General features: G+C 44.7%; 17 protein-coding genes. 5 read left to right on the top strand and 12 right to left on the bottom strand.

Features of this window, described 5'->3' with window-relative positions; all coding sequences use genetic code 11:
- Positions 1-711 precede the first annotated feature (711 nt).
- The 5 genes from RIF36_RS15750 to xerA all read right to left on the bottom strand — a co-directional run bounded on the left by RIF36_RS15750 (position 712) and on the right by xerA (position 3,703).
- Entirely contained in the window at positions 712-1,095 is a 384-nt protein-coding gene (locus tag RIF36_RS15750) for a hypothetical protein (protein ID WP_350075327.1), read from the bottom strand.
- A gap of 42 nt (positions 1,096-1,137) precedes the next feature.
- Positions 1,138-1,488 carry a hypothetical protein gene (locus RIF36_RS15745; RefSeq protein ID WP_350075325.1) on the bottom strand — a complete coding sequence of 117 codons (351 nt, stop codon included), beginning with the start codon at positions 1,486-1,488 and terminating at the stop codon, positions 1,138-1,140.
- Positions 1,489-1,654: 166 nt separating this feature from the next.
- Positions 1,655-2,089: a hypothetical protein gene (locus RIF36_RS15740; RefSeq protein WP_350123653.1), complete on the bottom strand. Its 435-nt coding sequence runs from the start codon at positions 2,087-2,089 to the stop codon at positions 1,655-1,657.
- A 6-nt stretch (positions 2,090-2,095) separates the two neighbouring features.
- Positions 2,096-2,497 (bottom strand): hypothetical protein, encoded by a 402-nt coding sequence (locus tag RIF36_RS15735; protein ID WP_350123650.1) that lies wholly within the window; start codon positions 2,495-2,497, stop codon positions 2,096-2,098.
- 75 nt (positions 2,498-2,572) lie between these two features.
- Positions 2,573-3,703 (bottom strand): site-specific tyrosine recombinase/integron integrase, encoded by a 1,131-nt coding sequence (gene xerA / locus RIF36_RS15730; RefSeq protein ID WP_350123647.1) that lies wholly within the window; start codon positions 3,701-3,703, stop codon positions 2,573-2,575.
- A gap of 84 nt (positions 3,704-3,787) precedes the next feature.
- Between xerA and RIF36_RS15725 the strand changes: the two genes are divergently transcribed.
- A complete protein-coding gene (locus tag RIF36_RS15725) occupies positions 3,788-4,174 on the top strand; it encodes a hypothetical protein (RefSeq protein ID WP_350123644.1) in 387 nt (128 codons plus the stop codon).
- Between the two features lie 76 nt (positions 4,175-4,250).
- Here RIF36_RS15725 and RIF36_RS15720 read toward each other — a convergent pair whose 3' ends face one another.
- Complete coding sequence (locus RIF36_RS15720; RefSeq protein WP_350123641.1) at positions 4,251-4,394, bottom strand: hypothetical protein; 144 nt, start codon at positions 4,392-4,394, stop codon at positions 4,251-4,253.
- A gap of 159 nt (positions 4,395-4,553) precedes the next feature.
- On the opposite strand from RIF36_RS15720, the gene RIF36_RS15715 reads away from it, so the two are divergent.
- The 4 genes from RIF36_RS15715 to RIF36_RS15700 all read left to right on the top strand — a co-directional run bounded on the left by RIF36_RS15715 (position 4,554) and on the right by RIF36_RS15700 (position 8,711).
- Complete coding sequence (locus tag RIF36_RS15715; RefSeq protein ID WP_350123638.1) at positions 4,554-5,705, top strand: dipeptidase; 1,152 nt, start codon at positions 4,554-4,556, stop codon at positions 5,703-5,705.
- Between the two features lie 449 nt (positions 5,706-6,154).
- The gene (locus RIF36_RS15710; protein WP_350123635.1) at positions 6,155-7,906 is read left to right on the top strand and encodes an amidohydrolase family protein; all 1,752 of its coding nucleotides are present in this window, start codon (positions 6,155-6,157) and stop codon (positions 7,904-7,906) included.
- Entirely contained in the window at positions 7,903-8,148 is a 246-nt protein-coding gene (locus tag RIF36_RS15705) for an amidohydrolase family protein (protein ID WP_350123632.1), read from the top strand. Before RIF36_RS15710 ends, RIF36_RS15705 begins: the two co-directional genes overlap by 4 nt.
- Before the next feature lie 11 nt (positions 8,149-8,159).
- A complete protein-coding gene (locus RIF36_RS15700; RefSeq protein ID WP_350123629.1) occupies positions 8,160-8,711 on the top strand; it encodes a RidA family protein in 552 nt (183 codons plus the stop codon).
- 221 nt (positions 8,712-8,932) lie between these two features.
- On the opposite strand, the gene RIF36_RS15695 is transcribed toward RIF36_RS15700, so the two are convergent.
- From RIF36_RS15695 to RIF36_RS15670, 6 genes are all read right to left on the bottom strand, one after another.
- Complete coding sequence (locus RIF36_RS15695; RefSeq protein WP_350123626.1) at positions 8,933-9,268, bottom strand: hypothetical protein; 336 nt, start codon at positions 9,266-9,268, stop codon at positions 8,933-8,935.
- Positions 9,269-9,344: 76 nt separating this feature from the next.
- On the bottom strand, positions 9,345-9,962 hold the full coding sequence (locus tag RIF36_RS15690; RefSeq protein WP_350123623.1) for an SCO family protein: 618 nt from the start codon (positions 9,960-9,962) through the stop codon (positions 9,345-9,347).
- Between the two features lie 32 nt (positions 9,963-9,994).
- Positions 9,995-10,666 (bottom strand): toxin-antitoxin system YwqK family antitoxin, encoded by a 672-nt coding sequence (locus tag RIF36_RS15685; protein WP_350123620.1) that lies wholly within the window; start codon positions 10,664-10,666, stop codon positions 9,995-9,997.
- Entirely contained in the window at positions 10,638-11,411 is a 774-nt protein-coding gene (locus RIF36_RS15680; RefSeq protein ID WP_350123617.1) for a YHYH protein, read from the bottom strand. Before RIF36_RS15680 ends, RIF36_RS15685 begins: the two co-directional genes overlap by 29 nt.
- Before the next feature lie 45 nt (positions 11,412-11,456).
- Positions 11,457-12,209, bottom strand: coding sequence for a YHYH protein (locus tag RIF36_RS15675; protein ID WP_350123614.1), 753 nt, complete (start codon positions 12,207-12,209; stop codon positions 11,457-11,459).
- Between the two features lie 34 nt (positions 12,210-12,243).
- Complete coding sequence (locus RIF36_RS15670; protein ID WP_350123611.1) at positions 12,244-12,879, bottom strand: hypothetical protein; 636 nt, start codon at positions 12,877-12,879, stop codon at positions 12,244-12,246.
- Positions 12,880-12,882: the final 3 nt, after the last annotated feature.

Genomic DNA, 12,882 nt, shown 5'->3' with positions numbered 1-12,882 from the left:
GTCGTAAAAAACGACTAACTTCGACAAGTGTCTTAGACCAAGTCTTTGTGAGACGTTCCCCTCGTCTGAAAGTAAAGCTTTCCACGGTGTAGCCGTCCAAAGACTTCCTCTCAAGTTTCTATAGCCACTCCTGCCTCTCTGCTGGAGTGGTGCCGCCGACTCTGGCAGCGTCCTGGCGAAAAATAAGCGTTGTGAAGTAATGAAGGTGCGTATTGCACACAACGCCTCAGTAAAGTGAGTGTGGGAGTTTTATGCAGCTCCGCTTCCACTACCACTTAGCCACGGCGATGTTAAAATTATAAATTGTGGCGGGCAATCCAAGCCAACTGACCTATGACATCCGGTGAAGCCCACATTCACTTTACTGTTGTGTTAGAGCTTTTTCATTCCGTCTGATTCTTATCGACCTCTTGTGTCTACCTGTCGGGATAGTTTCAAAATAGTCGTCCGACACTAGCAGTTGGTCTGGCCAGTCGTCCGGCTTGTTGTCATAACGTAGATTTACGGTGTCGTGCGAAATCAAATATGTGCCGCCGACTCCACCGGCTCCTAGCTCAAGGTAAAATTCGTTATTTGTGTAAAGAACTACCTGCTGCACTCCGATCGCCAAATCATTTAAGCCAGAATATTTGACAGTCCGTGTCTCGCATGAAGTTAAACTCCAAAAAATGGCAGCAATTAGGAGTCCCGATGTTTTGTTTCGAAAGATCATCAGCCATGCCAGATTATGTAGTTTACAACCTGACCTTCCTTCAGATCCAATACTAAGGAGCCCGTGTCTATCCAATGGCGAGACATTCCCAAATAATACCTAAGTTCGGAATTGCTCTGTCCTGACGGCTGACCAAGAAGCTCAATTACTTGTTCTATTGACATTCCGATAAGCTCATAATTGGTGGTCAGGCTGTGCGTCATGTCCCACCTTAAAGATGCTGTTGCCTCGGTCTCTTCCCAATTTCTCCAAAGTTCAGCGTCGAATTCTGTCCTGTTTTGATAGTTAGCAATGTCTGCTTCAAACACATTGTAGATGGTAAACCCCAGATAGCCAACTATTCCACCAACGAGCGCCACGAATAAGATTTTTAAAGTCTTCATAAGTTTTAGACGAAATCAGTGAGTTCCATCAGGTATCGGCCATTAACTCACAATTTCATTTCTCTTTATGTACTCTTTTAAACAGTCTGGGCATTCTTCAACTAGGCCAAAATTTTCAATGGCTTTTTCAATCAAGTCTGGAGAGTATTCAACTTTTACGTTTTGATCCAGTCCAAAATTATCAACACAGTCAGTGCAAAGGGGTAAATATTCAAAACTGTCCTTCGGCTCATTCGTACTGGCAATGTATCCAGGAACATTATAAATCCTGACCCTTATATTTTGACAGGGCTGATCGATGTCATTGTCAAGATTTTGAGATATGTGCTCGCAGGTGTATTCTTCGCTTCCAATCCCGAAATAGTGCTTTTTTCTACAAACGTTCATTCCCATGTGCGAAACGGTCTATTAGCTCTAACGATCAGCTAAGCACAGTCGGCTTAGCCTTTAAAATATCTCAAAAGTATCTGATTCAGATGCCCTTTGCAAATAACTAAGTAAGCCGATTGGGCTTAGCGCTTGTTATCTTCATTTCATTAAATAGATAGTTCTTTAGCGGTTAGAAAAGGTTTTCTTGTTCGAGCCACCATTTCATAGTTCTAAGTTTATCTATGCTGGTGGAATTTTCTTGAAGTTCTATCAAAATATCAAGTTCTTCGTTTACAGCATCCTTTCCGAAGTTAATCTTTAACCAAGTTGGAAGCTGATGAAGGCTCTTATCCCAATTAGTTATTACTTGGTTTATAATGGTTGATATCTGTGCAGAAGGCTTGGGGTTTACATCGGCAAGAATCATCCCGCAATACTTTTGATAAGGAAAGTATGGATGATCATTTTCAAGAATTTTAAGGATACCTCCAAGTACATATTCATCTGGAACCTTTTCAAGAATATTGATTAACTGCCGAATCCTTAATTCCCCTATATTCTCCGTTTTTTCACAACAGATTGTAATTTCTTTTGCAACATCATCAGTCGATCTTGGAAAATTCATTCGTTGCTAATTTGAGTCAAAAAGTTGTTCTAGTACCTCAATAGCCAAAATCCCGAAAGCTTTACCTATCCCTTCCTTATGCTTATTGAATTCGATCGAGTCAGTTATATCCTTTGGTTCAAAGGTTTCTGATAGTAGTTCTCTCGTCGTGTAATCGGCTTCTCCACTAAGAACGATAAAGCTCTTCTCTTTCGTTAACCAAATAGCTTCACAATCATAAAGAGGCCCTTGTTCCTCGACTTCTTTCAATTCTACTAGAACACCATTTTCAGGTTTTAACTTATGTCGTTCCAGTAGGTCTACAAGCCATTGACTCTGCCCTGGGTTCTGTTTAAAATTAGTTGCTAGCTCCAGAATTAGTTGTCTCCGTTCATTAATTTGCTCTTGAACATTCTTTTGTCGTTTCATGTGTCTTTGCTAATGCACGAATTGAAGATAACATATGGGTATGGCCCCGGTCCATATACCCATTATGTGTGTTGCTCAATCTAAGGGGTTTTTGATACAATTAAAAGCCGTTGTAGCCACATGAGTGTAAATTTCTGTTGTTTTCAGACTGTTGTGGCCTAGTAATATCTGTATCTGCCTCAAATCAGTTCCACTCTCTAACAGGTGGGTAGCAAAACTGTGACGCAACATATGGGGAGACACCAGCTTTTTGATTCGTGCCTTTTCCGCAGCCGCAGTAATAATCCTTTTTACGCTCGTTGCACTGTATTGGCCACCTTCCGGGCTTTCAAAAAGGAAATTACTCGGCTTCCACTTCACATAGTATTTCCTTAAGTCCTCCAGTACTTTTTCTGACAGTAAAGTGAAACGGTCTTTGTTCCCCTTAGCTCCCTCCACCCTGATCGTCATACGAGGACTATCTATGTCAGTTACCTTCAAATTGAGCAACTCACTTCTGCGCAATCCTCCCGAATACAATAATTCAACTACGCATCTGTGTTTGATGTTCGTAGTATTTTCAATAATGGCCAGTACTTCAGTTTTTGACAACACTTTTGGTAGTTTGTGCTCTTTCAGAGGCCTTTCAATCTCGTAATACCTATTTGGCATATCCAACACAATCTCATAATAGAATTTGATGGCATTCACCGCCTGGTTGAGCGCCGAATTAGAGCACTTATTTCTAACCATGTGCTCCAAAAAAGATTTTATATGCAGCTCATTCAAGGCATTAATTTCATGGTCTTTATAGTGATTGATAAATTTCTCAAAGTAATTGACATAGGTCCTGATGGTGTTGGATGCGTACTTTTTGATGGAAAGCTTTTGCAAATACTCAGCAGGGCATGTTTTGTAGCCGTCGTTTACCTTTCTTTTCTCCATCCAGGAAATATCGCCGTTTTCCTGGCCGTGTGAATTAATCGGCCTGTTTTTGAAGAAATAGGCACAATTGACCCAAGCTACTCCCTTAAACTTATTAAAGATAGCAGTCAGATTTTGTGGCGTATTCTTAATACACACCATACTGTGCTCTTTGCTCCACTTCGGCTCGGGAAGCTCTTTTATTAGCGCTTGCACCACTTTATGAGGGTAAAATTGAATGCCGATATACTTCTCGTCGTTGAAGTAAAGATGTCGCAACGTAAGGTTCTGAAGCTTTTCCATGGGGAAGCAATAACGAGAGAAAGAAAAAATCTATCGGTATATTATGCGTATATTAGTCGCATACTACACGTATAATATACTGATATGAGGACATGCCCGGTGTGCAGAGGCGCTGTAAAAGGCCGGGTCGACAAAATATATTGCTCTGTGCAGTGTAAATCGGTCGACCAGTATGAAAAAAAACTGAAAAGCGAGAAGTTTTACTTCCAGGTCGACAAACAGCTTAAAATCAATCGCAAGATCCTTAAAAAATACAACGTCAGCGGCCTTACCACCATTCGGCGGGAGGCACTCCACAACGAAGGCTTCAATCCCCACTTTTTTACCCACATCTGGAAAAACGACAAAGGCGATGTCTACTTCTTTTGCTACGATGTCGGATTTTTGGGCATCACCCACAACAACAAGCAAAAATACCTCCTCGTCACCTGGCAGGAATATATGGGTGAAAAACTCGCACTCAATACCTGAAGTTGCCTTTAAACATCCGTTAATTGACTGCTCAAAAAAGCAGTAACGACATACCCAAATCTACGCCGGTGAATGGTTATCGCTTCTCTACATGCTTTACGCCGGCCCGCTTGAGGGCATCGGCGTCGGCCTTTTCAAACTTTAGCTGCTCCACGCCCGATTTGATGTCGGGGCTAAAGCGGAGGTGTACTGTGGGTTTTTCAATATTGCGAACCGTCACCTTATCGGGATCGCTCTCGCCAGAACTCCATGATAGTCTGCATGCGATATACCTTTCAAATGAACTTTAGGGCCCTTTATGTTTCTGTAAAGGCATGGCACTGACAAAAATAGTATGTTTCCTTCACTAAAAGCTTTGTTAACCAACCGCTAATCAACCATGCCAATTAAAAGAAGAGATTTCGTCAAAATGCTACCCCTCGGAGCGATTTTGCCGGGGCAGATTTTAAGCAGCTTTCCTGCAACAGCCAGTCCCTATAGTTCCGACAATCAATACCCTTCTGGTGATTTCAAGTCAACGCTTACAGAACAGGATATTGATCAAATTTATAAACAAGCCATCGTTATCGACGGGCTGATTATTGGCCGTGGCTGGAACCAGGATTCTTTTAAAGCACTGGATGATGCTGGCTACACGGGTTTCAATGCTTCGGTGGATTCCGGAAGTCTTTCAAAAGCAACTAAAAACCTGGAGGAATGGCAAAAGATCATCAGCGAAAACCCAGGCCGATTGGTGCTTGCTACGAGTGCTGAAGATTTTGTGAAAGCAAAAAAAGAAGGTAAAGTTGCCGTGATGCTGGGCTTTCAGAATTCCACCATGCTTGCCAACTCGACCGACAACCTTGATACGCTGTACAAGGCAGGCACCCGATGGATGCAGCTCACCTACAATGAACGCAACCTGCTGGGCGACGGATGCACCGAGCGAACCAATGCTGGCCTGTCGGACTTTGGCATCGAAGTAGTAGAGCGCATGAATGAGCTTGGCATTATTGTGGACCTGTCACATTGCGGGGCGCAAACCACCAACGATGGCATTAAATTTAGCAAAGCCGGGGCTACCATCAACCACTCCATGTGTGAGGCACTGCACAAAAACCATCCTCGTGCAAAAACGGACGAGCAGATAAGGGCCATGGCAAACAAAGGTGGCGTCATGGGTATTATTTGCCTGGGTTACATGATTGGCCCAAACCTGGGCACTGAAACAACTCTGGAGACTTACATTGATCACATTGTACATGCGGTAAAGGTTGGGGGAATTGACCATGTAGGTTTGGCGTCAGATTTTGCTATCCAGGGATTGGAAGCTAGCGGAGCAACCCGTGACAATTGGTATGTACCACGCCTGACTCGCTTCAAGGAATCTTACAAAGTGCAATGGCCTCCATGGATTCCTGAACTTGATACAACCGACCGTTATCGCCACGTAGCCAGGGGGCTGGGCAAACGAGGTTTCAGTTCGGGAGATATCGAGAAAATACTTGGGCAAAACTGGCTCAGGTATTATCGTGACACGTTAAAATCCTGATGTCTTATTATTAGTCTTTAAGAAATCGCTTCCTCATTTTCACTTTATCAAAAAGCATGAAATAGCCATAGGGAATACCATACCCAACGGAAATGAATAAGTGGATCGAAAAGCTAAATATTCATTCTCATTGGTAAAAGCTATTCCATCGCACCGGCGAACCGGTGGCCGCTGAGAAATAAATTATATACACATGAAATAGCCATAAGGAATACCCTACCCAACGGACCGGCGTGGAACGATGAATAACCAGTCAACAGACTACGATCTATTCCGTAATGGTACAGGCTATTCCATCTGGCCGCTAAAAATTAAATTTTATACACATGAAATAGCCATAAGGAGAGCCACACCCAACGAGAATGAATAACGTCGTAGAGCAATCGATTTTCATTTTCAAAGGAACTGGGGCTATTCCATGTGGCCGCTGAAAAACAAATTTTATACACATGAAATATTCAATAATCACATTCTTGATAGCCATTGGTTTAACTACCGCTTGTACGCAATCCAACACGCCGGATACTGCCGATAAAACCATTTACGATGTGGTATTTCGGGAAAACTTAGCGGGCATTTATGAAAAATGGAAGACCGCTGATAACGGTTTCGGGTACTATTACACGTACACCGACCGGGGTCGTGGGCCCGAATACAAAGAAGAAATCTCACTGAATGAGCAAAATTTTATCTCCAATCAAACAGTGAAGGGGGTCAACTACCTGAAGGTGTCAATCGATGAAAGTTTTTCGAGCGATGAGGCAACCGCTGTTAGCAAGAATTTAATGGGGACTTCGAAGGGCGACTTTGATGGGGGTCAACTGTATTTTCGTTACGATGGATCACCTGCCATTTACGAAGTGCTTGCTCAGCTGTTGTTGAAGGCTGAAACAGGGAAGGTGGCCTTGTATCCTGAAGGCGCAGCCGAACTAGTAAAAAAGATGCCGCTACAGCTCTCAAATGGTGAGTCGGTTGAATTATTGGTCATAAAGGGGCTGGACCTGGATCCCACCTATGTATGGATGATGGGCGACCAGATGGTTGGCAAAATAGCTGGCAACCTCCATATAGTCAGGAAAGACCTGAGTGATATGCGCCTGGAAATGAAAAAACTACAAGGCGAAATTGAAGATGAAAGTCTTATAGAGGTAGCCAAAAACTTAACACATAGTTTTGACAAGGCTGTGATTCAAAATGTGAATGTGTTTACTAAAAAAGGAATATTGCTTCCTAATCAGGATGTGTTTGTGGAGGGGAAAACCATTAAGGCAATTGTTGCTGCCGGAAAAAAGGCGGCGGACAAAGATGCCATAGTAATTGATGGGGCGGGCAAAACACTCATGCCGGGCATGTTCGACATGCATACGCACAATGATAAATTCAGAGGAATATTATATCTGGCAGGGGGCGTGACTTCTGTTCGGGATATGGCAAACAACAAACAATTGAAAGGCTTAGCTGCTCAATTCGATAATAATGAAATCCTTGGCCCCCACATTGTTGCCTACTGTGGTATAATAGATGGTTCGGGGCCGTATGCCAATCAACGAAACGTGGTCGAAACACTGGAGGAGGGATTAGCTGAGATTCAGGACTACAAAAACCTGGGTTATGGGCAAATCAAATTGTATAGTTCCATCAGGCCCGAGTGGGTTGCCCCGTTAACGGAAAAAGCCCATGAGCTTGGTATGAGGGTTAGTGGACATATACCCGCCTACATGACGGCAACACAGGCCATTAATCAGGGCTATAATGAGATTCAACATATCAATATGTTGTTCCTTAATTTCTTGTCGGATACGATAGATACCCGGACGCCCTTGCGATTCACAATGCCTGCTCAGCATGGCGCCGACCTTGATCTTAGCTCTAAGGAGTATCTGGATTTTGTAAGTCTTTTGCTCGAAAAAGATATACTGGTTGACCCCACGGCGGCCATTTTTGAAAACATGCTGGTGGCTCAATCAGGTGAACTAAGTCCGACCTATGAAGCGGTGGCAAGCAGATTTCCGATCATAGATCAACGAGGCTTTTATACCGGAGGACTTTCGAAAGAGGGTGAGCAGGTGGCAAGGTATAAAGCAAGTTTTGACAAAATGCTGGCTGTATTTTTGATTTATTTCAGAAAGGGGTGCCCATTGTTCCGGGTACCGACGGACTGCCTGGGTTCTTATATCATAGAGAGCTTGAGCTGTACGTGAAATCGGGGATTCCAGCGGCCGAAGTATTGAAACTGGCGACCATTAAATCAGCGGAGATTACGGGTGTGTCTGAGTCGGTTGGGTCAATTGAGGTCGGCAAACAAGCAAACCTGATTTTAATAGACGGAAATCCTCTGGAGGACATTAGCGACATACGAAAGGTAGAATGGACCATGAAAGGAGGGAGCCTTTACTATGCAAAGGAACTGTACAACTCAGTGGGCGTGAAACATTATAAATAAACCATTATCACATGCAAAATATGTATAAGCATTTATTGATGGTGCTGGCTGTTGCGTTGGCGGCAACCGGCTGCAATCAACCGTCGAAACCAGAAGCGGGCTACGACCCGGAAGCCAGGTTGAAAGAGTTGAACATCACGCTGCCCACGCCGCCAGCGCCAGTGGCTAATTATGTCAACGGTGTGCGAGCCGGTAATTTGATTTTCCTGGCAGGCAAAGGGCCTCGCTATGCCGACGGGACGGAGATTACCGGCAAGCTGGGCCAGGATGTTTCCATTGAAAAGGGGTATGAAGGGGCTCGCCTCACGGCCATCAATCAGCTTTCTGTTTTGAAAGCCATGCTTGGAGATTTGAAAAAAGTAAAACGCATCGTTAAAGTATTGGGGATGGTCAACTCAGATCCTGCTTTCGTTGAGCAGCCCAAAGTGATCAATGGTTTTTCTGATTTAATGGTGGAGGTTTTCGGCGAAAAAGGAAAACATGCCCGGGCGGCCATAGGAGTGGCATCGCTGCCGAGAGGTCAGGCCGTGGAGATTGAACTGGTGGTTGAAGTATATGATTAGCAGCCATGCCGGGTAGAGTGCTTCGCCCCGTTAACAGCAGGCGAGATAGGTGACAGCACTGTACTTTTCTCCTGCCTTGGGCAAGAGGGTTGCATGACAGCTACAGGCAAGGCGGTTTCACCCTCCGTAATGCTTTCAAAACTACAGGGAGCGGCATTAAAAAATTCCCCGGGGTAAGCCGGGGAACGCTGGGTTTGAATTAAAAACGAGGACTAATATGCTTACTTACCCGGGCCATTTCTTTGAGGTCTTGGTGCGTTTTTCAATTCAGCCTCTGTCAGAAAACCGTCATTGTCGGCATCAATTTTTGAGAAGTTATCTATCAGCGGCCCTTTCACCTCACTTTTTGCCAGTTTACCGTCTTTGTTGGCGTCCATCTCTGTCAAAAGCTGCGAAAAACTTGGTGGCCCTCCTTGCTGCCTTCCTCCCTGTTGAGGTCCCGCTTGCTGACGAGGCGCACTTTGCTTGTCGGTACTAGCTTGTTTTTTTTGAGAGGCGCATGCTACCGTTGCGAGTGCAATGGCCCCTACAGCGAAAGATTTTACAATTATGTTCATATCGTTTTGTGTTTGATAATTTAGACGTGGGTTTTCTTTTATTCCCTCGTTTCTTTTTTTAAAAAATAACCGTGCGTTACTCCTCCTCCAATACTTTTATGTCAGCGATCAGCGATTTGATGCTGCCGGGATCAAGCCCATTGTATATGCCCCGAATGTGTCGTTGCTTGTCTATCAATACAAAGTTTTCAGTGTGCAGAAAGTAGTCTTCGTCCCGCATTATGCCTTCGTCTTCTTCCACAAAGTAATACTTCCTGCCAAGGTCATAAATCTCGCTTCGGCTTCCTGTTAACAGTTTCCATTTGTTGAAATCAACGCCCTTGTCGGCTGCATAGCGCTGAAGCACGGCCACGCTGTCATAGTCGGGTGTCACGCTGTGCGACAGGAGTTGAATATTGTCATCCGCTAAAAATTCCTTTTGCAAATCATTCATGCTGGCGGCCATCCTGGGGCAAATGCCCGGACACGAGGTGAAGAAAAAATCAACTACGCATATTTTGCCTTCAATATCTGCTTCGGTGAATGTTTCGTTGTTTTGATTGACTAAACTAAAGGGCCTGATCGTGTGAAAATCATCGCTCAGCACCCACTTAGGGGTAAAGTCCGGTGTGTCGTAGTAGGGAAGCGTTCTTCCTGACTTAGGTTGGCAGGCGAACATCAAAATACCGGCTAGCAGAATAAACACATACTTCATAGTTGTTGATTTTACAGGTGCTATTGAAACTCTCATTCCTTCACAGCAACTTCTTCTTTAAATACTGTTGACTTTACTTCCTCATCTTCAAGTGAGTAGCACAAGGCAGATTTTTGCAGCCCGTACCGGAATCCGTCCCTGGCTTCATAGTTGATATAGGGCTTCCCGTTTTCACGCCACGCTTGCTGAAGGCCATCCTCCCGGTCATCTCTAAAATTTAAAAAGGCGTAGGGGCTTCCACTTTCGTACCACTGCTTTTGAGTGCCCTCACGTTTATCAAAGTGGTAAGCGAAGTCAAACTTCATGTTTCCATTCTCCCAATAGCCATAGTGCCTGCCATAGCCCACATTTTCTTTATAACTTCTTATATCCCGCATGCTTCCGCCTGGGTAAAAAGTTTTTGTCAGACCATGTTGCATCCCCTGATAATAAGAGCCGATACTTTTTACTGCCCGGTTGTCATACACTTCTTTTATAAAGCCGGAGTAGGGTTTGGTAGCATAGAAATATATGCCGTTTTCTAACTGCAAACTCGGATCAAGCGATGAAATGGTGTCGTTCGGGATTTGCGAAACATCAACCTCAGAGAACGACACCACTTTAGCCGCCTGCTCCTTTCTTTCGGTGCAACTCAGGGTCAGTAACAGGCCAAGCCAACCACTGAACAGGAGGTTTTTAGAAAGTAAATGTGCCCTTTGTGCCATGATAGCTACCTGCCTTTAAAATATAGAAACGTGAATTCATGTAGGCCGTATTGGCCGTGTGATAGTGATAAATAGCAGTGGAGAATTCCTCAGTAGTCCCCACATGACCCCCATTTGCATCCAGGTCTGAGGGATAGCTTCCATCCGCATCTTTTCTTCCGTATATCGGGAACCCATCTCTCAAAAACCCGATCAGGTTGGCATCATCCACCGACGTGAAATCACCATTAAAATGATAGTGGTACAAGCCGCCCGGGCCGCCATGAGCACCGCTTCTTTCAAAAGAGAGTAACGTGCCTGCATTAACCGGAATATTGCCGCCTTCCCGGTCATTATAAATGGCCACACCGTTCAATGCCATTCCGATGGGGCCAAGGGAGGTTTCTTCTTTCGAAGAAGCCGAAGCCGGATTCATTGGGATGGTCATTACAAAATTTTGCTCGGTCATAGTGCCAGGGTTAACAGTTTGCCCGGAGAGGGTGGGTGCTTCGTACAGGGCATGACCAACTCCCCAGTACGGGCTTACATGGTCTGGCACTCCTTTAGATTTAAGAACCAGGTTGGTGCCGCTGGTGGAGACCGTGACCGCACTTTTATAGTGGCTGTTTACTACAGCTTCAATCGACACCGTGGCTTCTTCATTGGGCGCAATGTCACTATCGTCGTTTCCGCAAGACAACAGCAATCCAAATATTGCAGCGCTCAGGGCGATACTTAGGCGGAGGTGTTTTTTACTATTTTTCATACAATGGCTCTTAAGATGATTGAGGTTTTTTTCAATGAGTTGTTGTTATTGGGTAAAGGTGCCTTTTGTGCCATAGTAGGCGCCAGCCTTCAGGATATAATAGCCAGTGTTTAAATAATTCACATTACTAGCATGATAATGGTAGATCCCGTTCGGGAAATCTGACGTGGTGCCGAAATGACCACCATATGTATCCAAATCGGCAGGATACGTTTCGTCTTGATCCCTCCTCCCATAAATAGGAAAGCCATCTCTTAAAAAACCAACCAAATGATCGTCATCCACGGTGGTGTACCTTCCGGTGGTGTGGTAGTGATAGTCTTTGCCAGGCCCCGGATGAGCCCCCGAATAATCGAATGTGGTGATCGTTAAAGCGTCAAGAGCTACGTTGCCGCCTTCCCTGTCGTTGTAAATAGGCACACCATTCACTGCCATGCCTATAGGCCCTAATGTTGTTTCTTCATGGTTGCCCGATGCGGCTGGCATCGTCGCAATAGTCATTCGATAATTGTGGGCAGACATGCTCGTATTCACGTTGGCATGATACCCTTCAGGAAAATCCTCGTACATTTCGTTGCCCGCTCCCCAGTAAGGCGTTTTGTGGTTGGGCAATCCGGTGCTGCTAATGGTGATATTGCCGTCGGCTACCTGAACACTGACACCATCGGTATAGTCATTTTTAAAATGGGCCAGCACAACATCAGCAATTTCTACTGAACCTGCCATATTATCGGCAACATCATCACTCTGACATGACACCATGTTCAGGAGAATGATGGGTAGGAATATTTTTTTCATGATTGATAAATTAAAAGTCAACTGATCACATTGATCAAGCCCCAGGAGCCCAAACCGTTTTTCTAAAATTGATGCCGTAAAAAAGAAACCCAAACAGTGCAAAGGCGATAGCAACAGTTGCTGGGGCCATCCAATACACCCTGGGGGAGGAGGCCTCTGCTATCATTAATTGATTGCCTTTTAATGATGCATTGAGCTGGTAGTCATTGGCCTCATTTAAAACAAACCGGGACCTTGCAAGCCCTTCTTTGACGATGCTGAAGATAACCTGACTGCGATGAATGCTTTGAAACCCCTTGTTTGCAACAAACACTTCTTCCACCGTATCAGGCACTCCGTATAGCTCAAAGGCAACAGTGGTGGCGTGCCCAAGCATGACCATTCCGTTTTCGAACGCCACTTCTTTGTCGTTTATCCGGATGTCGATTTGCTCTTTCAGGTGGGTCAAAAGCAATTGGTTAAATTCCTCGGCCGAAGCGTAGGAGTCTTCGCCGTAGGCATTTCTTACTTCATACTGAAAGGCCGTCATAGAGGCGTTCAACTGAAGCATCCACTGGCCGGTCTCCTTTTCAATAAGCGTGAATGAAGAAATATCTGGTTGATGCGCAATCGCTGATGTGGCTGAAAGAAACGCAACCATTGCCAAAATTGATTTCATTATCTTTTTCATAGC

Origin of the sequence: Imperialibacter sp. (genome assembly GCF_040222815.1) — a bacterium.
GTDB lineage: Bacteria > Bacteroidota > Bacteroidia > Cytophagales > Cyclobacteriaceae > Imperialibacter.
Note: the sequence above shows the minus strand (reverse complement) of the source record. Positions and strands in the feature narration are given on the sequence as shown.

Bases quoted from the DNA above. Each gene is read 5' to 3' on its own strand.
- RIF36_RS15725 (WP_350123644.1), top strand. From the start codon at position 3,788: ATGAGGACATGCCCGGTGTGCAGAGGCGCTGTAAAAGGCCGGGTCGAC.
- RIF36_RS15700 (WP_350123629.1), top strand. From the start codon at position 8,160: ATGCAAAATATGTATAAGCATTTATTGATGGTGCTGGCTGTTGCGTTG.
- RIF36_RS15675 (WP_350123614.1), bottom strand. From the start codon at position 12,209: ATGAAAAAAATATTCCTACCCATCATTCTCCTGAACATGGTGTCATGT.
- RIF36_RS15695 (WP_350123626.1), bottom strand. From the start codon at position 9,268: ATGAACATAATTGTAAAATCTTTCGCTGTAGGGGCCATTGCACTCGCA.
- RIF36_RS15680 (WP_350123617.1), bottom strand. From the start codon at position 11,411: ATGAAAAATAGTAAAAAACACCTCCGCCTAAGTATCGCCCTGAGCGCT.
- xerA (WP_350123647.1), bottom strand. From the start codon at position 3,703: ATGGAAAAGCTTCAGAACCTTACGTTGCGACATCTTTACTTCAACGAC.
- RIF36_RS15715 (WP_350123638.1), top strand. From the start codon at position 4,554: ATGCCAATTAAAAGAAGAGATTTCGTCAAAATGCTACCCCTCGGAGCG.
- RIF36_RS15670 (WP_350123611.1), bottom strand. From the start codon at position 12,879: ATGAAAAAGATAATGAAATCAATTTTGGCAATGGTTGCGTTTCTTTCA.
- RIF36_RS15750 (WP_350075327.1), bottom strand. From the start codon at position 1,095: ATGAAGACTTTAAAAATCTTATTCGTGGCGCTCGTTGGTGGAATAGTT.
- RIF36_RS15740 (WP_350123653.1), bottom strand. From the start codon at position 2,089: ATGAATTTTCCAAGATCGACTGATGATGTTGCAAAAGAAATTACAATC.
- RIF36_RS15690 (WP_350123623.1), bottom strand. From the start codon at position 9,962: ATGAAGTATGTGTTTATTCTGCTAGCCGGTATTTTGATGTTCGCCTGC.
- RIF36_RS15710 (WP_350123635.1), top strand. From the start codon at position 6,155: ATGAAATATTCAATAATCACATTCTTGATAGCCATTGGTTTAACTACC.
- RIF36_RS15735 (WP_350123650.1), bottom strand. From the start codon at position 2,497: ATGAAACGACAAAAGAATGTTCAAGAGCAAATTAATGAACGGAGACAA.
- RIF36_RS15745 (WP_350075325.1), bottom strand. From the start codon at position 1,488: ATGGGAATGAACGTTTGTAGAAAAAAGCACTATTTCGGGATTGGAAGC.
- RIF36_RS15685 (WP_350123620.1), bottom strand. From the start codon at position 10,666: ATGGCACAAAGGGCACATTTACTTTCTAAAAACCTCCTGTTCAGTGGT.